Annotated in this window: 14 protein-coding genes; 6 read left to right on the forward strand and 8 right to left on the reverse strand. The window is 75.1% G+C overall.

Translation table 11 applies throughout. The features are described from left to right. Nucleotides 1-109: 109 nt before the first annotated feature. Entirely contained in the window at nucleotides 110-1,765 is a 1,656-nt protein-coding gene (locus OG906_RS03725) for a class I adenylate-forming enzyme family protein (protein WP_329439931.1), read from the reverse strand. After that, complete coding sequence (locus OG906_RS03730; RefSeq protein ID WP_329439933.1) at nucleotides 1,762-3,621, reverse strand: CoA transferase; 1,860 nt, start codon at nucleotides 3,619-3,621, stop codon at nucleotides 1,762-1,764. The genes OG906_RS03725 and OG906_RS03730 overlap by 4 nt, the downstream gene beginning before the upstream one ends. A 169-nt stretch (nucleotides 3,622-3,790) precedes the next feature. Here OG906_RS03730 and OG906_RS03735 point away from each other — a divergent pair, with 169 nt between their 5' ends. After that, nucleotides 3,791-4,999, forward strand: a complete 1,209-nt coding sequence (locus OG906_RS03735) for an acyl-CoA dehydrogenase family protein (RefSeq protein WP_402304629.1) — start codon at nucleotides 3,791-3,793, stop codon at nucleotides 4,997-4,999. A gap of 19 nt (nucleotides 5,000-5,018) precedes the next feature. Here the strand turns inward: OG906_RS03735 and OG906_RS03740 are convergent, their stop codons facing one another. Both OG906_RS03740 and OG906_RS03745 read right to left on the reverse strand, forming a co-directional pair. Beyond that, entirely contained in the window at nucleotides 5,019-6,146 is a 1,128-nt protein-coding gene (locus tag OG906_RS03740; protein ID WP_329439937.1) for a sugar ABC transporter permease, read from the reverse strand. Continuing rightward, nucleotides 6,143-7,357: an MFS transporter gene (locus tag OG906_RS03745; RefSeq protein ID WP_329439939.1), complete on the reverse strand. Its 1,215-nt coding sequence runs from the start codon at nucleotides 7,355-7,357 to the stop codon at nucleotides 6,143-6,145. Before OG906_RS03745 ends, OG906_RS03740 begins: the two co-directional genes overlap by 4 nt. Before the next feature lie 234 nt (nucleotides 7,358-7,591). On the opposite strand from OG906_RS03745, the gene OG906_RS03750 reads away from it, so the two are divergent. From OG906_RS03750 to OG906_RS03765, 4 genes are all read left to right on the forward strand, one after another. Beyond that, nucleotides 7,592-8,272, forward strand: coding sequence for a hypothetical protein (locus OG906_RS03750; RefSeq protein ID WP_329439941.1), 681 nt, complete (start codon nucleotides 7,592-7,594; stop codon nucleotides 8,270-8,272). 144 nt (nucleotides 8,273-8,416) lie between these two features. Next, nucleotides 8,417-9,016 (forward strand): sigma-70 family RNA polymerase sigma factor, encoded by a 600-nt coding sequence (locus OG906_RS03755; protein WP_267827489.1) that lies wholly within the window; start codon nucleotides 8,417-8,419, stop codon nucleotides 9,014-9,016. Between the two features lie 273 nt (nucleotides 9,017-9,289). Continuing rightward, complete coding sequence (locus OG906_RS03760; RefSeq protein ID WP_329439945.1) at nucleotides 9,290-10,087, forward strand: 3-hydroxybutyrate dehydrogenase; 798 nt, start codon at nucleotides 9,290-9,292, stop codon at nucleotides 10,085-10,087. Between the two features lie 242 nt (nucleotides 10,088-10,329). Beyond that, nucleotides 10,330-10,716, forward strand: coding sequence for a VOC family protein (locus OG906_RS03765; protein WP_267827487.1), 387 nt, complete (start codon nucleotides 10,330-10,332; stop codon nucleotides 10,714-10,716). A gap of 31 nt (nucleotides 10,717-10,747) precedes the next feature. Here OG906_RS03765 and OG906_RS03770 read toward each other — a convergent pair whose 3' ends face one another. Beyond that, on the reverse strand, nucleotides 10,748-11,284 hold the full coding sequence (locus OG906_RS03770; protein WP_329439946.1) for an STAS domain-containing protein: 537 nt from the start codon (nucleotides 11,282-11,284) through the stop codon (nucleotides 10,748-10,750). Nucleotides 11,285-11,739: 455 nt separating this feature from the next. After that, nucleotides 11,740-12,033, reverse strand: a complete 294-nt coding sequence (locus tag OG906_RS03775; protein WP_267795900.1) for a hypothetical protein — start codon at nucleotides 12,031-12,033, stop codon at nucleotides 11,740-11,742. A 222-nt stretch (nucleotides 12,034-12,255) separates the two neighbouring features. Here OG906_RS03775 and OG906_RS03780 point away from each other — a divergent pair, with 222 nt between their 5' ends. Further along, nucleotides 12,256-12,489, forward strand: a complete 234-nt coding sequence (locus tag OG906_RS03780; protein WP_267795901.1) for a hypothetical protein — start codon at nucleotides 12,256-12,258, stop codon at nucleotides 12,487-12,489. 46 nt (nucleotides 12,490-12,535) lie between these two features. Here the strand turns inward: OG906_RS03780 and OG906_RS03785 are convergent, their stop codons facing one another. Continuing rightward, nucleotides 12,536-13,726, reverse strand: a complete 1,191-nt coding sequence (locus tag OG906_RS03785) for a Gfo/Idh/MocA family protein (protein WP_329439949.1) — start codon at nucleotides 13,724-13,726, stop codon at nucleotides 12,536-12,538. A gap of 201 nt (nucleotides 13,727-13,927) precedes the next feature. Then, nucleotides 13,928-14,791: a methyltransferase gene (locus tag OG906_RS03790; RefSeq protein WP_329439951.1), complete on the reverse strand. Its 864-nt coding sequence runs from the start codon at nucleotides 14,789-14,791 to the stop codon at nucleotides 13,928-13,930. Nucleotides 14,792-14,827: the final 36 nt, after the last annotated feature.

The raw sequence follows: 14,827 nt of genomic DNA on the forward strand, positions 1-14,827 counted from the left end.
CGTACGGCGGGCCGGGCTCGGGCCTGCCCGCCGTACGTTCGCGGGCCGGGCAGGGCGGTGGTGAGGGCGGCGGCAGGGTGGGGCGAGGGCGCCCCACCCTGTCGTCGGGCTACGCGTCGGCCGTGACCCTGCCGAAGCGTTCGCGCACCGCCGTGCGATCGGGCTTGCCCGCGGGGGTCAGCGGGAGTTCGCCCACCACCAGCAGGCGTTCGGGGTGCTTGCGCCGCTCCAGGCCGCGCCGCGCGAGGTGGCCGGCGAGCGAGGCGAGGGTGAGGTCCTGCGGACCGCGGGCGACGACGCATGCCGCGAGCCGCTCCCCCATCACCTCGTCCGGCACGCCGACGCACACCACGTCCCGTACCCGGGGGTGGGAGGCCAGTTCCCGTTCGACCTCGGCCGGGCTGATGTTGGCGCCGCCGCGGATCACGATGTCCTTGAGGCGACCGACGACGTGCAGGACGCCGTCGTCGTCGATCATCCCGAGGTCGCCGGTTCGGACCCAGCCGTCCGGGGTGCGGTAGCGGGCGTCGAGTTCGGGCGAGGCCACGTAGCACATCGGCGTCATCGGACCGCGCGCGATGATCTCGCCGACCTGTCCGTCGGGGAGCCGGTCGCGGGTCTCGGTGTCGATGATGTGGATGTCGGCGACGCGGGGGTCGGGCCGCCCGGCCGCCACTCCCGCCTCGTCGGCCTCCGGGGTGCCCTCGCCGAGCCCGGTGTGGCAGTTGACGCCGTCGGCCGATCCGTACAGGTTGACGACGGGGCAGCCGAAGGCCCTGCCGGCGCTCTCGGCCGTGGTCTCGTCCAGGGCCGCGCCACCGAGGACCAGGGCCGTGGGTGAGGGCAGTGCGCCGGCGGCGGGGGCTTCCTTGTCGAGGTGTTCCAGCATCATCCGCACCATCGTGGGCACCCCCAGGACGTGGGTGGGCCGGTGCTCGCGCACGGCCGCCACGGCGGCCGCGGCGGTGAAGCGGTCGAGCAGGATGAGCGTCCCGCCGTGGCGGGCGAGGGTCACCGCGGTGCCGTTGGAGCCGAACGCCGACGCCAACGGTACGAGGAACAGACAGCGGGGCGTCGCGGCGTCGGGCATCAACGAGGCCAGGAAGTTGCCGCGACCGCCCGCGAGCGCGTTGTGCGAGTACGCGATCATCTTGGGCTCCGCCTCGGACCCGGAGGACACCAGGATGCGGGCCGCGCTGTCGGGGTCCGGGCGGGCCGCCACGAACGCGGTCGCGTCCGCGCGCAGCAGACCGGTGAGCGCCACGGTGCCCTCGGGGGCGGTACCGGGCCCCGCGGCGATGACGTGGCGCAGCGCGGGCAGCGTCGCGAGCAGCGCGCGCAGGTCGGCGGCGTGCCGGTTGCCCTGGTGTTCGACGGAGGCGATGACCGCGACGGCCTCGGCTCTGCGCAACAGGCTCTCCGCCTCCATACCGCCGCGGCCGACGGGGAAGGGCAGCGCGACCGCGCCGAGGGCGGCGAGGGCCAGGTCGGCCATGACGGCATGGCGTCCATTGGGGAGTTGGACGCCGACGACGTCGCCGGAGCGGATGCCGAGCTCCCGCAGGCCGGTGGCCAGGGAGCGCACCTTGCGGTCGAGCGCGGTGTAACAGAGCGCGCCCTTGGCGTCGATGACGGCGGTGCGGTGCAGGTCGGCGATCTGGCGGGCCCGGAAGAGGCTGTAGAGGTCGAGGTCGGGGCAGGTTCCGTCCACCGCCCAGGAGCGGCGGAGGTCGGCGGGCAGCAGGTCGTGCAGGATGACGGTCATGCGTGGCTCCAGGGGTCGGAAACGGCGGGGGCACCGTGCGCGTCCCGGCTGATCGAGCCGGCGAAGCGCGGGTCGTGGTGCAGGTCGGCCAGGTCGGTGGTGACCGCGGTCGCGGACAGGCCGTGGTCGCGCAGTTGCGCGAGCGCCTCTCCGGTGGACAGTTCTCTGAGGTCGTAGGCACCGGCCGCCGCCGCGCAGACGTCGGCGGGGACGATCCAGCCGTCGGCGGTCCGCAGGGGTGCGCGGAATCCGGCGGGTCGGCGCATCGGTCCGCCGTTTCGGGCCCGGCTCAGGGCGGGGCCGGTGAGGATGTCGGCCGCGCCGAGCAGCGAGGAGTCGACGCGGACGCCCTGTCCGCCGCGTTCGCGGGTCAGCAGCCCCGCGAGGACGGCCTGCGCCCCGAGCAGTCCGCCCAGGACGTCGAGCAGGGTCATCAGCGAGGGCGCCGGAGGTTCGTCGCGGGGGCGGGCCGCCTCGCCGATGCCGGTACGGGCCTGGACCATGAAGTCCGTGCCCATGGGGGCGTCGTCGATCCGGCCCGTTCCCCAGCCGCCGGTGTACGCGTAGACGAGCGCGGGGTTCACGGCGGCCAGGTCGCTGCCGTCCAGACCGAGTTCGGCCGCTTTGCCGGGGCCCCAGTTGTGGAGGAACACGTCGGCTCCGGCGGCCATCTCGCGCAGCCGGGCGCGGTCGCCGGGTGACTTGATGTCCACCTCGACGGCCTTCTTGCCCCGGTTCAGGGCGAGCCAGCGGGCGGACACCCCGGAGCTGGTGGGGGGCATGCCGCGCAGCGGGTCCCCGCCCGGCGGTTCGATCCGGACGACCTCGGCGCCGAGCAGGCCGAGCAGGTGCGCGGCGAGCGGGGCCTGGATGCGACGTCCCGCTTCGAGCACCGTGATGCCGGCCAGTGGCTTCCCGAACTCCGCCGGCCGCGCGGGCAGGTGACGCGGGGTGTCGCCGGAGCCGTACGGGGTCAGGGTCCAGGGTGCGGCGCCGTCGTGTTCGGCGGCGCGCTCGGCGAGGGTCCGCAGCCGGCACACCTCGGCGCCGGAGCGCGCGGCGGCCTGCCGCAGCCGCGCCCAGGTGTGGGCGCTCGCGGTGCGGTGCAGGGCCTCGGGGAAGGGCGCGCACGCGGTGGCGTACCGGAACTGGAAGGGCCGCCAGCCCGCCCGGATCGCGTCGGCGGGGGCGTCAAGGGCCCGCCAGAAGGCCGCCCAGGCCCCTGGGTCCAGGGTCTCCAGCTCGAAGAGCGTGCCGTCGAGGGAGGTGAAGGGCGGTCCTCCGGGGGCGAGTTCGGCGGCCTCGCCCTCGTCGGCCCCGGCTGCCGCGAGGTACTGGGAGACGGTGAGCAGCCCGGCCCGGTCCACGCTCGTTCCGATCCGCTGGGCCGGGCCTCCCCTGGCCTGGCCCAGCAGACCGGCGAGGAGTCCCTGGGTGGTGAGCAGGGCGGTCGCGGTGGTCGCGTAGTCGACGGCGAGGGCGCGCGGGGTGCCCTCGCGGCGGCCGTGCACGGCCATGATGCCGGTGGCGGCCTGGGCGGTGGCCTCGTCGGTGATGCCGTGCGCGGGGTTCGCGGACCAGCGCGCGTGGGCCTCCTGTGGGGCGAAGTCGCCGCCGGTGAGGGCGAGGCGGGCGCCCCGGTCGTCGCTCGGGCCGGTGCCGGTCTCGGCGCCGAGGAGGCGCAGGTGTCCGGCGACCAGCACGGTCAGCGCGGTCATCCCGGCAGGGCCCGTCGCTCCGGTCGGTCCGACGGGGCTCTTGGGCCGGTCCGGCCCCTTCGGCCTCGACGGTCCGCAGACGTCGAGTCGCAGCCCTTCGAGTGGCCGGACGATCTGTGCGGTGACTGGTGAGGCCATGCCTCTCCTCTTGTCCTGGCGCGGCGGTGGCCGGCCCCGGGATGTACGGAACGCGGGAACCGGGTCGGGTGCGCACCCGACCAGTTCCTCGGGAAGAGAGTCGGACTGCTGTTCGCTCGGGTTCCCGGTCGAATGAAGGAAAGCGGTGCGGAGCGAAGTGGTGGACGACATGACGGGAGACGTGGTGGACGACGGGGTCGGCGACGAACACGGCTCGGGGCCTCTCGAACCCGACGCGGACACCGAGCGGTTGGGGCAGCGGGTCACGGAGTTCGTCCGGGGCCGGGTGTACCCGCAGGAGGCCGTACTGGACGCCGGCGGCCCGGCGGCCGCGGCCTCGCTGCGGAAGCTGAACGACCTGGCCAGGGCGGAGGGGTTGTGGGCGCTGCCCCTGCCGGTCGCGGCGGGGGGCCAGGGGCTCCCCCTGGCCCGCTACGCCCGGATCGCCGAGGCCGAGGGGGCGAGCGATCACGGGCCGGCCGCGCTGGGTTCCGCGTCGTTGCTCGACGTGACGATGCTCCTGCGGCACGGCTCGGAGCGAGTGCGCGCGCTGTACCCGGAGCGGCTCACCGCCGGCCGGTCGCGGGCCTGTTACGCCATGACCGAGCCGGACACCCCCGGCACCGACCCGTCGCTCACCGCGACCCGCGCCGTGCGGGAGGAGGGCGGCTGGGTCGTGACCGGCCGCAAGTGGTTCACGTCGGGCGCCGCGGAGGCCGGGCTCGTCACGGTCCTGGCCCGTACGGGCGGAGAGCCGGGCGACCGCGAGGGCCTCTCGCTGTTGGTGGTTCCGACGGCCTCGCCGGGCTTCCGCGTGGTGCGCGAGCTGCCCGTGTTCGGTGCGTCCGGCCAGTGGGAGATCGAGTTCGACCGGGTCCGGGTGCCGGACGACCACCTGCTCGGCGCGCCCGGCCAGGCCCTGGTCATCGCGGCGGAACGGCTGCTGCTCGGCCGTACCCTGCGCTGTCTGCGCTGGCTCGGTCAGGGCCGGCGGGCCTTCGACCTGATGTGCGCGCGGGCGGCCTCCCGCACCGGGTCACGGGGGCCGCTCGGCGCGCAACAGCTGGTGCAGTCGCATGTGTTCGAGGCGCTGCTGGCCCTGCGCGGCACGCGTCCGCTGGTGTACGAGGCCGCCGACAGGATCGCCGCCGGGCTGGACGCGCACGTGGAGGTCGGGCTGGCCAAGGTGGCCGCCGCCCGCATGCTCCAGCAGGTGACGGACTCGGCCATCCAGGTGCACGGCGCGGCGGGGCTCGGTCCCGACACCCCGCTGCCCGCCCTCTTCCGCAGCGGGCGCGCCGCCCGGATCCTGGACGGCCCGGACGAGCTCCACATCGGCTCGGTGGCACGCCGGGTGCTGCGCGACCACCGCGCCTGAGCGGGCCCGACCGGGCGGGTCACGGCTCCCGGATGTCGAGCCGCCCGGTCAGCTCGGCCAAGCCCACCGCGAGGAAGAAGTCGCCCCAGATCAGCTCGTGCCGGGTCGCGACGCCCCGCCCCGCGTCGTAGCAGCCGTCCAGCAGCATGCCCCCGGGGCGGCTTCCGCCGGTCCGGGTCAGGTGCGCGTCGGTCAACCGGCGCAGGAGGGCGACGGCCCGCTCCCGGTGGCGCGCGGCCCGGGGCCCGGGGGCGTGACCCAGTTTCAGCAGGGCGACGGCCGTGATGGCGGCGGCGGAGGTGTCCAACGGGCCGCCGGGCACGGTCCCCACCCCGGGGCCGGCACCGACGCCGACACCGGACCCGGGCACGGACTCGCGGTCGTACGGTACGAGGGGCGGTGCGGCTCCCGTGGTCCCGCCGGCCAGGTGCTCCGCCGCGGCGGCGCACCGCTCCCTGATCCCCTGCGGGACGGCGGGTCGGTGCACGGCGTCGGCCGCGGCGAGCAGCAGCCAGGCCCGGCCCCGACTCCAGCCGACCGGCGGTTCCTCGCACCGCTGCGGGCCCCACTCCCTCTCGAACCGCCAGGCGGGGATCACCGCGCCGTCCTCGCCCAGGCAGAGGTCCAGGTGCCGTTCGAGGTGTGCCGCGGCCACCCGCTCCCCGGCGGGGCCGGCGGCGGCCAGCAGCGGCGCCATGCCGGGCACCCCGTCGACCCGGAGCAGCATGCGGGGCCCGCCGAAGGCGGACCCCCAGGGCACCGCGCCGAGTTCGGGGTCGAAGGCGGCCGTGCAGGCCCGGGCCGCCCGGATCCGCAGGTCCCGGGCCACGGGGTCGTCGCCGGCGAGGGCGGTGCCGTACCAGAGGATCAGCCCGCGGGTCGCGGTGTCGTCGTCCACCCGTTCGGCGAGTCGCGCGGTGCACGCGGCGGCGGCGGCCCGGTCCTCCTCGGCCCCGGTGTGCCGGGCCAGGAGCCACAGCAACCCGGCCCAGAACCCGCCGGTCCACGCGCCCCGGCCGGTGGTGACCCACCGGCCGGTGTCCGGGTCGGCGTACAGCGGAAACCGCTCGCCGACCTCGGCGCGGGTGCGGGCCACCCGGTCGAGCACGTCGTCGAGCGCCGCGTCGGCCCAGGGCGCCGCGCTCATGTCGTCACCGCGGCCCGGGTTCGCGCACCGCGCTCCCGTACCGCCCAGGCCGTGGCGATGGCGCAGGCGACCGCGAACTCCGCGGCGACGAGCAGCCACCCGGCGCCGTACCGGCCGGCCTCCGCGAGCACGCCGAACAGCGGCGGGCCCACCGCGAACCCGGCGAAGAACCCGGCCGAGACGAGCGCCGAGTCCTGTCCGGCCCGCCCTGGGCCGGCCCGCTGCATCACCAGCACCATGGACACGGCGTTTCCCGAGACGGCGAACACCCCGACGGCCACCACGGCCGGCCAGATCAGCGGCGGCGCCCACAGGGACGCGGCCAGCAGCCCGGCCGCCGCCACCGCGCCGGCCGCCAGCAGCCCGGGCAGCCACTCGGCCCGGCCGGGCCGGGCCGCCTTGGCCCAGCCGATGCGGCCGACGATGCCCGCGACCCCGAGGACGGCGACGAGGGCGGCGGCCGTCGTGGCGCCCAGGTCGAGCCGCCGGGCGCCGAACAGGGCGACGTAGGTGTTCACGGAGGCGATCCCGGAGCCCAGGAAGACGGAGAAGACGGTGAGCCAGGCGATGGCGCCCCGGGGTACCGGGGAGAAGCGCGAAGGGGCGTTCCGTACGGGAGGGTCGGCGGGCAGCGCGCGCCAGGCCCACAGCGCCACGATCACGGCGCTCGCGGCGGCGGTCCACACCGCGGCCCGCCACCCGACCCCGCCGGCGAGCGCCGCCAGCGGCAGCCCCGCCGCGAAGGCCCCCGCCTGGACCCCGGATTGCTTCGTCCCGGTGACCGCTCCGCGCCGGGCCGGGGAGACGGCCGCCAGGATCGCCTTGTTGGTGGCCGGATTGGCCAGTGCCTGGGGCAGTCCGCCCAGGGCCACGGCCGCGAGCAGGAACCCCGGTCCGGGCGCGGAGCCGATCAGCGTGAGCGCCCCGCCGGAGACGAGCAGCAGGAGGACCAGGGACCGGCGGGGCCCGATCCGGTCGACGAGCCGACCGCCGAACGGCGAGAGCACGGCCGCCGTTGCGAAACCGATGGTGGTGGTCAGGCCCAAGACGGCCGTCGGCACGTGCAGTTCGTCCACCAGCCTCGGTCCGAACGCGCCGAGCAGGAACAACTGGAGCATGGAGAACGCCATGGCGCAGGTCAGGAGGACGGTCAACCGGCGCTCGCCCCGGGGCGGTCCCGCCTCCCGCGCCGACTGCTCTCGATCCGCCACCCGTTGCCCCGTTCCTCGGTCGGTCGACCGGTCGGCCCTTCGGGCGGGCCCGTCGTTCGGCCCTCGGTCGGGACAGGAGTCGAAGGAGCCGACTCCGTGGTTCCGGAGCCCTGTTGTGGCGTGCGACACACCACTTTTTGTCAGGTCGGGGCAAGTTTGGGCGCCCCTCTGGGGATGCCGTGAAGGGAATGCGACGATGAGCCCGCCATGACACCGGGTCGATGTTGCCGAGCGTTGCGGGCTGCGATGTTCGCGGCCACCTGCGTGCTGCTCGCGGCCGTCGGACACGTCCTCATGTCGGACAAGGCCCTCCCCTGGTGGGCCATGGCAGCCGGGTTCGCCGGCGTCGGGGCGAGCGCCTGGATCCTCGCCGGCCACGAACGGGGCCTGTTCTCCGTCACCTCGGCGGCGATCGTCGTCCAAGGCGCCCTGCACTACGGGTTCTCCCTGGTCCAGGCGGGAACCGGCACCGCCGGCGGCAACCTCACCCACCCGCCGGGGACGTTGGCCCACGGCGCCGTCATGGCCCACACCGGGCATCACATGGAAGGCGCGGTCCCCCCGGGCTCCGTGACCGCGATGAACGGGGCGACGGGAACCCCCGCGCCCGGTGACACCGCCGGGATGGCCGGGATGGCCGACATGTCGTCGACCGGCATGCTCAGTGCCCACCTGCTCGCCGCACTGCTCTGCGGCCTCTGGCTCGCCTACGGCGAACAGGGCGCGTTCCGCGTCCTGCGCGCGGTGGTCGGCCGGATCCGACTCCCCCTCGGGCTCCTCTTCCGCCTTCCCCCGCCCGCGCACCGGCCCCGGGTCCGGACCCGTCGGGACCACCGGCCCCGACCGCTGCGCGGTCTGCTCCTCGTCCACGCCATCACCTCACGGGGCCCGCCTCAGGGGATCGCTGTCAACTGACAGCCGGCTCCCCGGACGGCGACGGCACTCGGCCGCGCGCACCGGGCATCGGTCCTGCCGTTCGGCGGGCCGTACCCCCTCACCGGCGCCGCCGCACCCGATCGGCGCGGCCGCGATCCCGGATTCCCGGAAGGACATCAGGCGATGACCCCTGCCCTGCTCCCCCGTCCGATCACCGCCGAGACGGCGCCCGCGCGACACACCGCAGGATCGGACGAGCCCACCACGCAGCTGGCGCTCGCCGCCCGTGACGGCGACCCCGACGCGGTGGACCGCTTCGTCCGCGCCCTGCAACGCGACGTCTGGCGCTACGTCGCCTACCTCAGCGCGGACCCGCAGGCCGCGGACGATCTCACCCAGGAGACGTTCCTGCGGGCCCTGGGCAGCCTGCACCGCTTCGAGGGGCGCTCCTCCGCCCGTACCTGGCTGTTGTCGATAGCGCGGCGCACGGTGGTCGACAGCCTCCGGCACAAGGCCGCCCGGCCCCGGCTCTCCGGGCGGGACGACTGGCAGACCGCCGCCGAGCAGACCCAGCCGTTGGATCTGCCGGGGTTCGAGGACGGCATCGCGCTGGCGGAGCTCCTCGCCACGATCCCCGCCGAACGCCGTGACGTCTTCGTCCTCACCCAGGTGCTGGGGCTTCCCTACGCGGAGGCCGCCGTCGCCCTGGGGTGTCCGATCGGCACGGTCCGCTCCCGGGTGGCGCGGGCCCGTACATCGCTGATCGCGCTGCTGCGCGCGTGATCGGCGCGGGCCGGTGACCACCCGGTCGCCGGCCCGGGGCGCGCACCGGGACACGGCGCGGACGGGCAGGGAACGCGCGCCCGTACCTGCGGGCCGTCCGCACCGCCGAACCGCCCCTCCTCCAGGGGATCGGGAGGGCGCGACGGTGCGTCGGGGCCTGTGGGACGCGCGCCGCGCCCGGCTCGGGCATGGGGGCTCGCACCATGTCGGGGGCCCGGACTGTGTGGTGCCGCGCCATGGGCGGCCGGCGGGCGCCGTCCCTAGTGTTCCCGCATGACGAGCAGACTCCCCCTCCCCCATCCCCCACCGGCCCCGGACCCGGCCGGCGCGGATCCGCGGGGGCGGGTCGCGCTGGTGACCGGCGCCGGCAGCGGCATCGGCCGGGCCTGCGCCCTCGCCCTCGCCGAGGCCGGCGCGACCGTGCACGTCGTCGACATCGCGCGGGAGCCGGCCCGCGAGGTCGCGGCGGCGATCGGCGGCCGGGCCCACGTCGTCGACCTGGCGGACCCGGCGGCCATCTCCGCCCTGCCCACGCGCGTCGACATCCTGGTCAACAGCGCGGGCCTCCAGCACGTCGCCCCGATCACCGAGTTCCCCCCGGAGCGCTTCGCCCTGATCCAGCAGGTGATGGTCACGGCGCCCTTCCTGCTCCTGCGTCACCTGCTGCCGCACATGTACGCGGGCGGCTGGGGCCGGGTGGTCAACATCTCCAGCGTGCACGGGCTGCGGGCCAGCGCGTACAAGTCCGCCTACGTGGCGGCCAAACACGCCCTGGAGGGGTTGAGCAAGGTCACCGCGATCGAGGCCGCCGCCCACGGGGTGACCAGCAACTGCGTCAGCCCCGGCTACGTCCGTACTCCCCTCGTGGAGGGCCAGGTCCAGGACCAGGCGGCGGCGCACGGGGTGAGCCCCGAGGACGTCCTGTCCGACGTGCTGCTCGCCCGTTCGCCGATCAAGCGGCTCATCGAGCCGGAGGAGGTGGCGGCGGCGGTCCTCTGGCTCTGCGGCCCCCACACCGGTTACGTCACCGGCACCTCGATCTCCCTGGACGGCGGTTGGGGCGCGAACTGAGCGCGGCGACCGTGGCCGGCCGCGCCGCCCGGGTCGTGTCGGGACCCCGCGCGTGGGCCCGACACGCCAAACGGACCCTCGGATCTCGGGGTCCGGGGGTCCGTTCTCGCGCCATCATGTGTCATGGCCACTCGCCCGGTCGGGACTCCCGCCGGACCGGCTGCGATTCTCACCCCTTCGGCCACCCCACGGCGGCCCGGCCGCGCCCGGCGGACGCCCCGAACAGGACTGGACGCTTCCGCATGGTGCACGTACTCGGCAGCAGGATCCTCCTGACACCCACGGATCCCGAACGGTCCCGCGCCTTCTACGGCGAGGCCCTGGGGCTCGCCGTCCACCGCGAGTTCGGCACCGGACCCGAGCGGGGGACCGTCTACTTCCTGGGCGGCGGCTTCCTGGAGCTCTCGGGTCGCGCCGACACCCCGCCGGCGCCCGGGCTGCGCCTGTGGCTCCAGGTCGCGGACGCGCAGGAGGCCCACGAGGAGCTGCTCGGGCGGGGCGTCGAGGTGCTGCGTCCGCCGCTGCGCGAGCCGTGGGGCCTGATCGAGATGTGGATCGCGGATCCGGACGGCGTGCGGATCGCCGTGGTGGAGGTGCCCGCCGACCATCCGCTGCGGTTCCGCCCCTGAGGCTCCCCGCCCGAGTACGCCGCCGGCGCCGTCACCTCTGCGCCGGCACACCGCCCGGGGCCGACGGCGACGGCGCACCCTCGGCCCTGTCGTCGAAGTTCCGCCCGGCGGTGTCCCCGGCGTCGGCCCGAAGGCGCCGCGTGGCCCGGGGGCCGCTCGCGCGCGCGTGCCGGATCGCGGGGACCAGGCGCAGCTCGGTCGCCAGGGTGAACAGGTCCCCGGCCTGGCCCCGCAGCCCGAGGATCACCAGGTCGCCGCCGTGCCGCTCGGCACGGGCGTGCAGCCGGACGAGGAACCGCAGGCCCGCGAGGTCCATGAACGTGACCCCGGCCAGGTCCAGGACCACCGCGACCGGGGCCGGCAGGGCGCCCGTGATCCGGTCGAGGCCTTCCAGGGCCCCGAGGTCGATCTCACCGCAGGCCGTGATGACCACGGTGGCGCCGGCGAGGACGGCGGTGACCTCGAAGGCGTAGCCCTTGGCGGCCGCCCGCGCGGCGGCCGGCGAACCGGTGTCGCGCGGGGGGTCCGCCCGGTGTCGCGCGGGACCTGACGGCCGTCCCGGAACCACTGTGCGACGAGCATGTCGTAGATCGGCGTGTCCCCCGACGGCCCTCCGGTCTGCCGGAGCGGCGCGGGCGACCGGACGGACGTGGTTGCCGCGGGGCGCGTGGGCGTCATACCGGGGTGAACGATCCTTCCCGAGGGGAGGTCGCGCCGCGTTATCAGGCTGTGTCCCGGCGCGCGTCACCCTCGGCCGCCCCGGTCACCGGATCGTGGGCGTGGTGAGCCGCCCTCTCGTGGGAGCCGCGGGCGGCGCACGGAACCCGCTGGGGACGCCTCCCACGCCCTCCGCGTCCTCACGGGGCGGCGCAGCGTCCACCTGGCGCTGCGGGCGGCGCAGGGCGGGTCTCGGCCGACCCCGACCCGGCTCACCCGTTCGGCCCCTGAGCCGGCCGGGAGGATCACCCGCGGGGCGACCCGTACGGCGGCCGGGCCTGCGAGAGGCTCGGCCGCGGGCGGGGATCACGCGACGCGTCTGGCCCAGTGGAGGGGAACCTCGGCTCCTCCACCTGCGCGTACCGTCTCGACCACAGCCTGATGGAGGTCCCGGCTCTCTCCTTCCGAGATGCACTCCACCGGGCTGCCGGACAGGGTGAACCAGTCCGACGAACCGCTGTACTGAACCGCCACCTGTGCCAGTGCACCCGTCCAGGTCGTGTGCACGGTCAGGTTCCCGGAGATGACGCCCACCTCGGTGGTGCGGACACCGCCGGCCTCCGGGTAGATCCCCGTGGTCGTCCATGAAGCCCAGGCCATTCGGCATCCACCTCCTTCCTGCAGCGATCGGCGAGACGCAGGAGGCGTGATACGGGGCCCGCGCGCCGGCCGGCATTAGTCGCCACCGGCGCCCCCGCTCAAACCTCCTCCACCTCATTTCCCTTCTCTTGGTCTACCCCCATTGGCCCCATCGCTCACAGGGGGCTCTCATGGAAACCACGCCGGTCCCGCTGCCCGCGTCGAGCACGGAAGGGTACGCCCATGTACGAAATGCGCGCCGAGTCCACCTCCGACCGCCACCAACTGTTGTGGCACGTGATCGCGAAGGAAGCGACCCTCAACACCCTGTGCGGCTTCCAGCTCGGCCCTGACCAGGCCGCGAAGTCGATGACCGAGTCCGGATCGGAGCGGTACTGCGCTCCCTGCATGGACGCCTTCGGCAAGGCCGTGCACACCTCCACGAAGCCCCTGTCCCCCACGAGCGCGGGCGACTGAGCCCGGCCGGACCGCGCGCACCGGGGGCCGACTCCGGTGCACGCGGTCAGTCGGCGTCGGGACACTGGCCCTGTTCGAAGTACGCCATCAGCCCGGGGTCGAGCGGGGGGACCCGTCGCGGGGTGCCCCCGTCCCGCAGTGAGGTGGTCGCGAGGCAGCCCGCGGCGACCGCCATGCGGGCCGCGACGGGCGAGGTGTCGGTGGCTCCCCCGTGGCGGACGAAGCGCAGGAACTCGTCGACCAGGAGCGGATCGGCGCCACCGTGTCCGCCGCCCGAGGCGGCGGGGATGGCGTGGGAGGCGTCCGGAGCGGCCCGGTAGCCGGACCGCCGACCGTTCCAGACCCGTACCTCGCCGCCCGGCCCGTCGCCGAAGTTCTCCAGCCGGCCGGCGTCCCCGATGACCGTGTAGTTGCGCCAGTAGTCGGGCGTGAAGTGGCACTGCTGGTAGGCGGCCAGGACCCCGTTGGCGAGCCTCAGGTTCAGCAGCGAGACGTCCTCCACGTCGATGACCGGATTGAGGCCCCGCTGGGTGTGCGGCGGCCAGTGCCCGTCCTCGGTGTACCAGTCCTCGTGCTTGGGTTCGCCGTGGGCGCGGCGGTGCGGGTTCTCCCCGTAGACCATCAGGTCACCCATCGCCTGCACGTCACGGGTGTAGGAGCCGGCGAGCCAGTGCAGGACGTCGATGTCGTGCGCGGCCTTCTGGAGCAACAGGCCGGTGGTGTAACGGCGTTCGGCGTGCCAGTCCTTGAAGTACCAGTCGCCGCCGAAGCCCACGAAGTGGCGGACCCAGATCGTCCTGACGCGGCCGACGGCGCCGCGCTCGATGAGTCCCCGCATCAGCCGCACCACGGGCATGTGCCGCATGTTGTGGCCGACGTACAGGCGCGTGCCCGTCTCCCGGGCGGTGCGCAGGATCGTGTCGCAGGCGGCCACGGAGATGTCGAGGGGCTTCTCGACGAACACCGGTGTGCGGGCCCTGAGGGTCCGACAGGCCAGGTCGGCGTGCGTGTGGTCGGGGGTGAGGACGAGGACGGCGTCGATGCCGGGGTCCTCGATCACCTCGACGTGGTCGGCGGTGACGCGCGCGTCCGGGAAGGCGGCCGCCGCCGCGGCGCGGGCGCGTGGATCGGGGTCCGCGACGGCCGTGACGGCCGCTCCCCGGCCGGGGCGGTGGGCGGTGCGCGCGAGGCTTCCGCGCAGGCCGTATCCGAGGACACCGATACGGATGTCGGTCAAGGTCGACTTCCTTCGCGTCGAACGTGGTCACCGGCGAGGGCGCCGGCAGGCCTCGTGACGCTTCCCCTCCCCGGGGCACCACAATCGGGCGCCGTCGCGGCGGGCCCTCACCCCGGGGCGCGCGCTCCGGCGCCCCCAACGGGCGTGCTCAGCGGGCGTGCTCACCCTGCGCGCCTCGACTCGGCGCGTTCGCAGGCGCGTTCATTCGGGCATGGGAGCGCGCCAACCCCAGGCGGTGATCATGCCGGCCGACAGATCGGCGCAGTCGGGCGAGTCGAGGTACGCGATCGCCGCGTCGACGGTCGCGTCGTCCACCTGTCCCGTCGCCACGATCGCCGCTCTCGCCCGGTTCCACGTGTCCGCCCAGAAGCGGCTGATGGGGCTTGCGGGGAGCAGGGGAGGCACCCGGATCTCGGCGCCCACGCGGACGAGTCCGGCGGAGCGCAGCAGGTGCGGATGGTCCGTGATCCGGGAGACGTCGGTGCCGATGGTGTCCCGAAGTCCCTGCCACATGGCCCGCATGACCCGGGTGTACGGCGTCGCGTCCGCGCCGGCGTCGTGGTTCGGGTCTACGGCGTGGTTCGGGTCGACGGCGTCGCTGATGACCAACACCCCTCCGGGGAGCAGGAGTCGGGTGAGCGAGGAGATCAGGCGTCGGCGGTCGGGCAGGTGCATGAGGACGAACCGGGCGTGGACCAGGTGGAATCGGCGGCCGGGGTCGAAGTCCGGGGCGGTGATGTCCGCTTCCATGACGTCGAGTCCGGGGACGGGGCGGGCGGTCAGGAAGCGCACGTCACGGTCGACGGCGAGGACGGAGTCGACGTGCTCCTCCCGCAGCAGTCGCCGGCTGACCGTTCCCGTTCCGGCGCCCAGGTCCAGGCAGTGCCGTCCCGGCCCGATTCCGAGTTCGCGCAGGCGGGCCATCGTGACGTCGTCGTAGGCGAGCGCGCCGAGGTCGATGCGGTCGCCCTCGCCGACCAGGTCGGGCGGGAAGACGTCCTCGCCGTACCGGCCCGCGGCGCGGGGCCCTGGTGTCGGCCCGTCGGAGCCGGCGTGTGCGCACATCTCACGTCACATCCTTCACATGGGGGGTAGGCGTGG

It is taken from the genome of Streptomyces sp. NBC_01426 (genome assembly GCF_036231985.1).
Classification (GTDB): Bacteria; Actinomycetota; Actinomycetes; order Streptomycetales; family Streptomycetaceae; genus Streptomyces.

Bases quoted from the DNA above. Each gene is read 5' to 3' on its own strand.
- OG906_RS03740 (WP_329439937.1), bottom strand. From the start codon at position 6,146: ATGAGCGCGGCGCCCTGGGCCGACGCGGCGCTCGACGACGTGCTCGAC.
- OG906_RS03775 (WP_267795900.1), bottom strand. From the start codon at position 12,033: ATGGCCTGGGCTTCATGGACGACCACGGGGATCTACCCGGAGGCCGGC.
- OG906_RS03755 (WP_267827489.1), top strand. From the start codon at position 8,417: ATGACCCCTGCCCTGCTCCCCCGTCCGATCACCGCCGAGACGGCGCCC.
- OG906_RS03765 (WP_267827487.1), top strand. From the start codon at position 10,330: ATGGTGCACGTACTCGGCAGCAGGATCCTCCTGACACCCACGGATCCC.
- OG906_RS03780 (WP_267795901.1), top strand. From the start codon at position 12,256: ATGTACGAAATGCGCGCCGAGTCCACCTCCGACCGCCACCAACTGTTG.
- OG906_RS03790 (WP_329439951.1), bottom strand. From the start codon at position 14,791: ATGTGCGCACACGCCGGCTCCGACGGGCCGACACCAGGGCCCCGCGCC.
- OG906_RS03735 (WP_402304629.1), top strand. From the start codon at position 3,791: ATGACGGGAGACGTGGTGGACGACGGGGTCGGCGACGAACACGGCTCG.
- OG906_RS03730 (WP_329439933.1), bottom strand. From the start codon at position 3,621: ATGGCCTCACCAGTCACCGCACAGATCGTCCGGCCACTCGAAGGGCTG.
- OG906_RS03760 (WP_329439945.1), top strand. From the start codon at position 9,290: ATGACGAGCAGACTCCCCCTCCCCCATCCCCCACCGGCCCCGGACCCG.
- OG906_RS03725 (WP_329439931.1), bottom strand. From the start codon at position 1,765: ATGACCGTCATCCTGCACGACCTGCTGCCCGCCGACCTCCGCCGCTCC.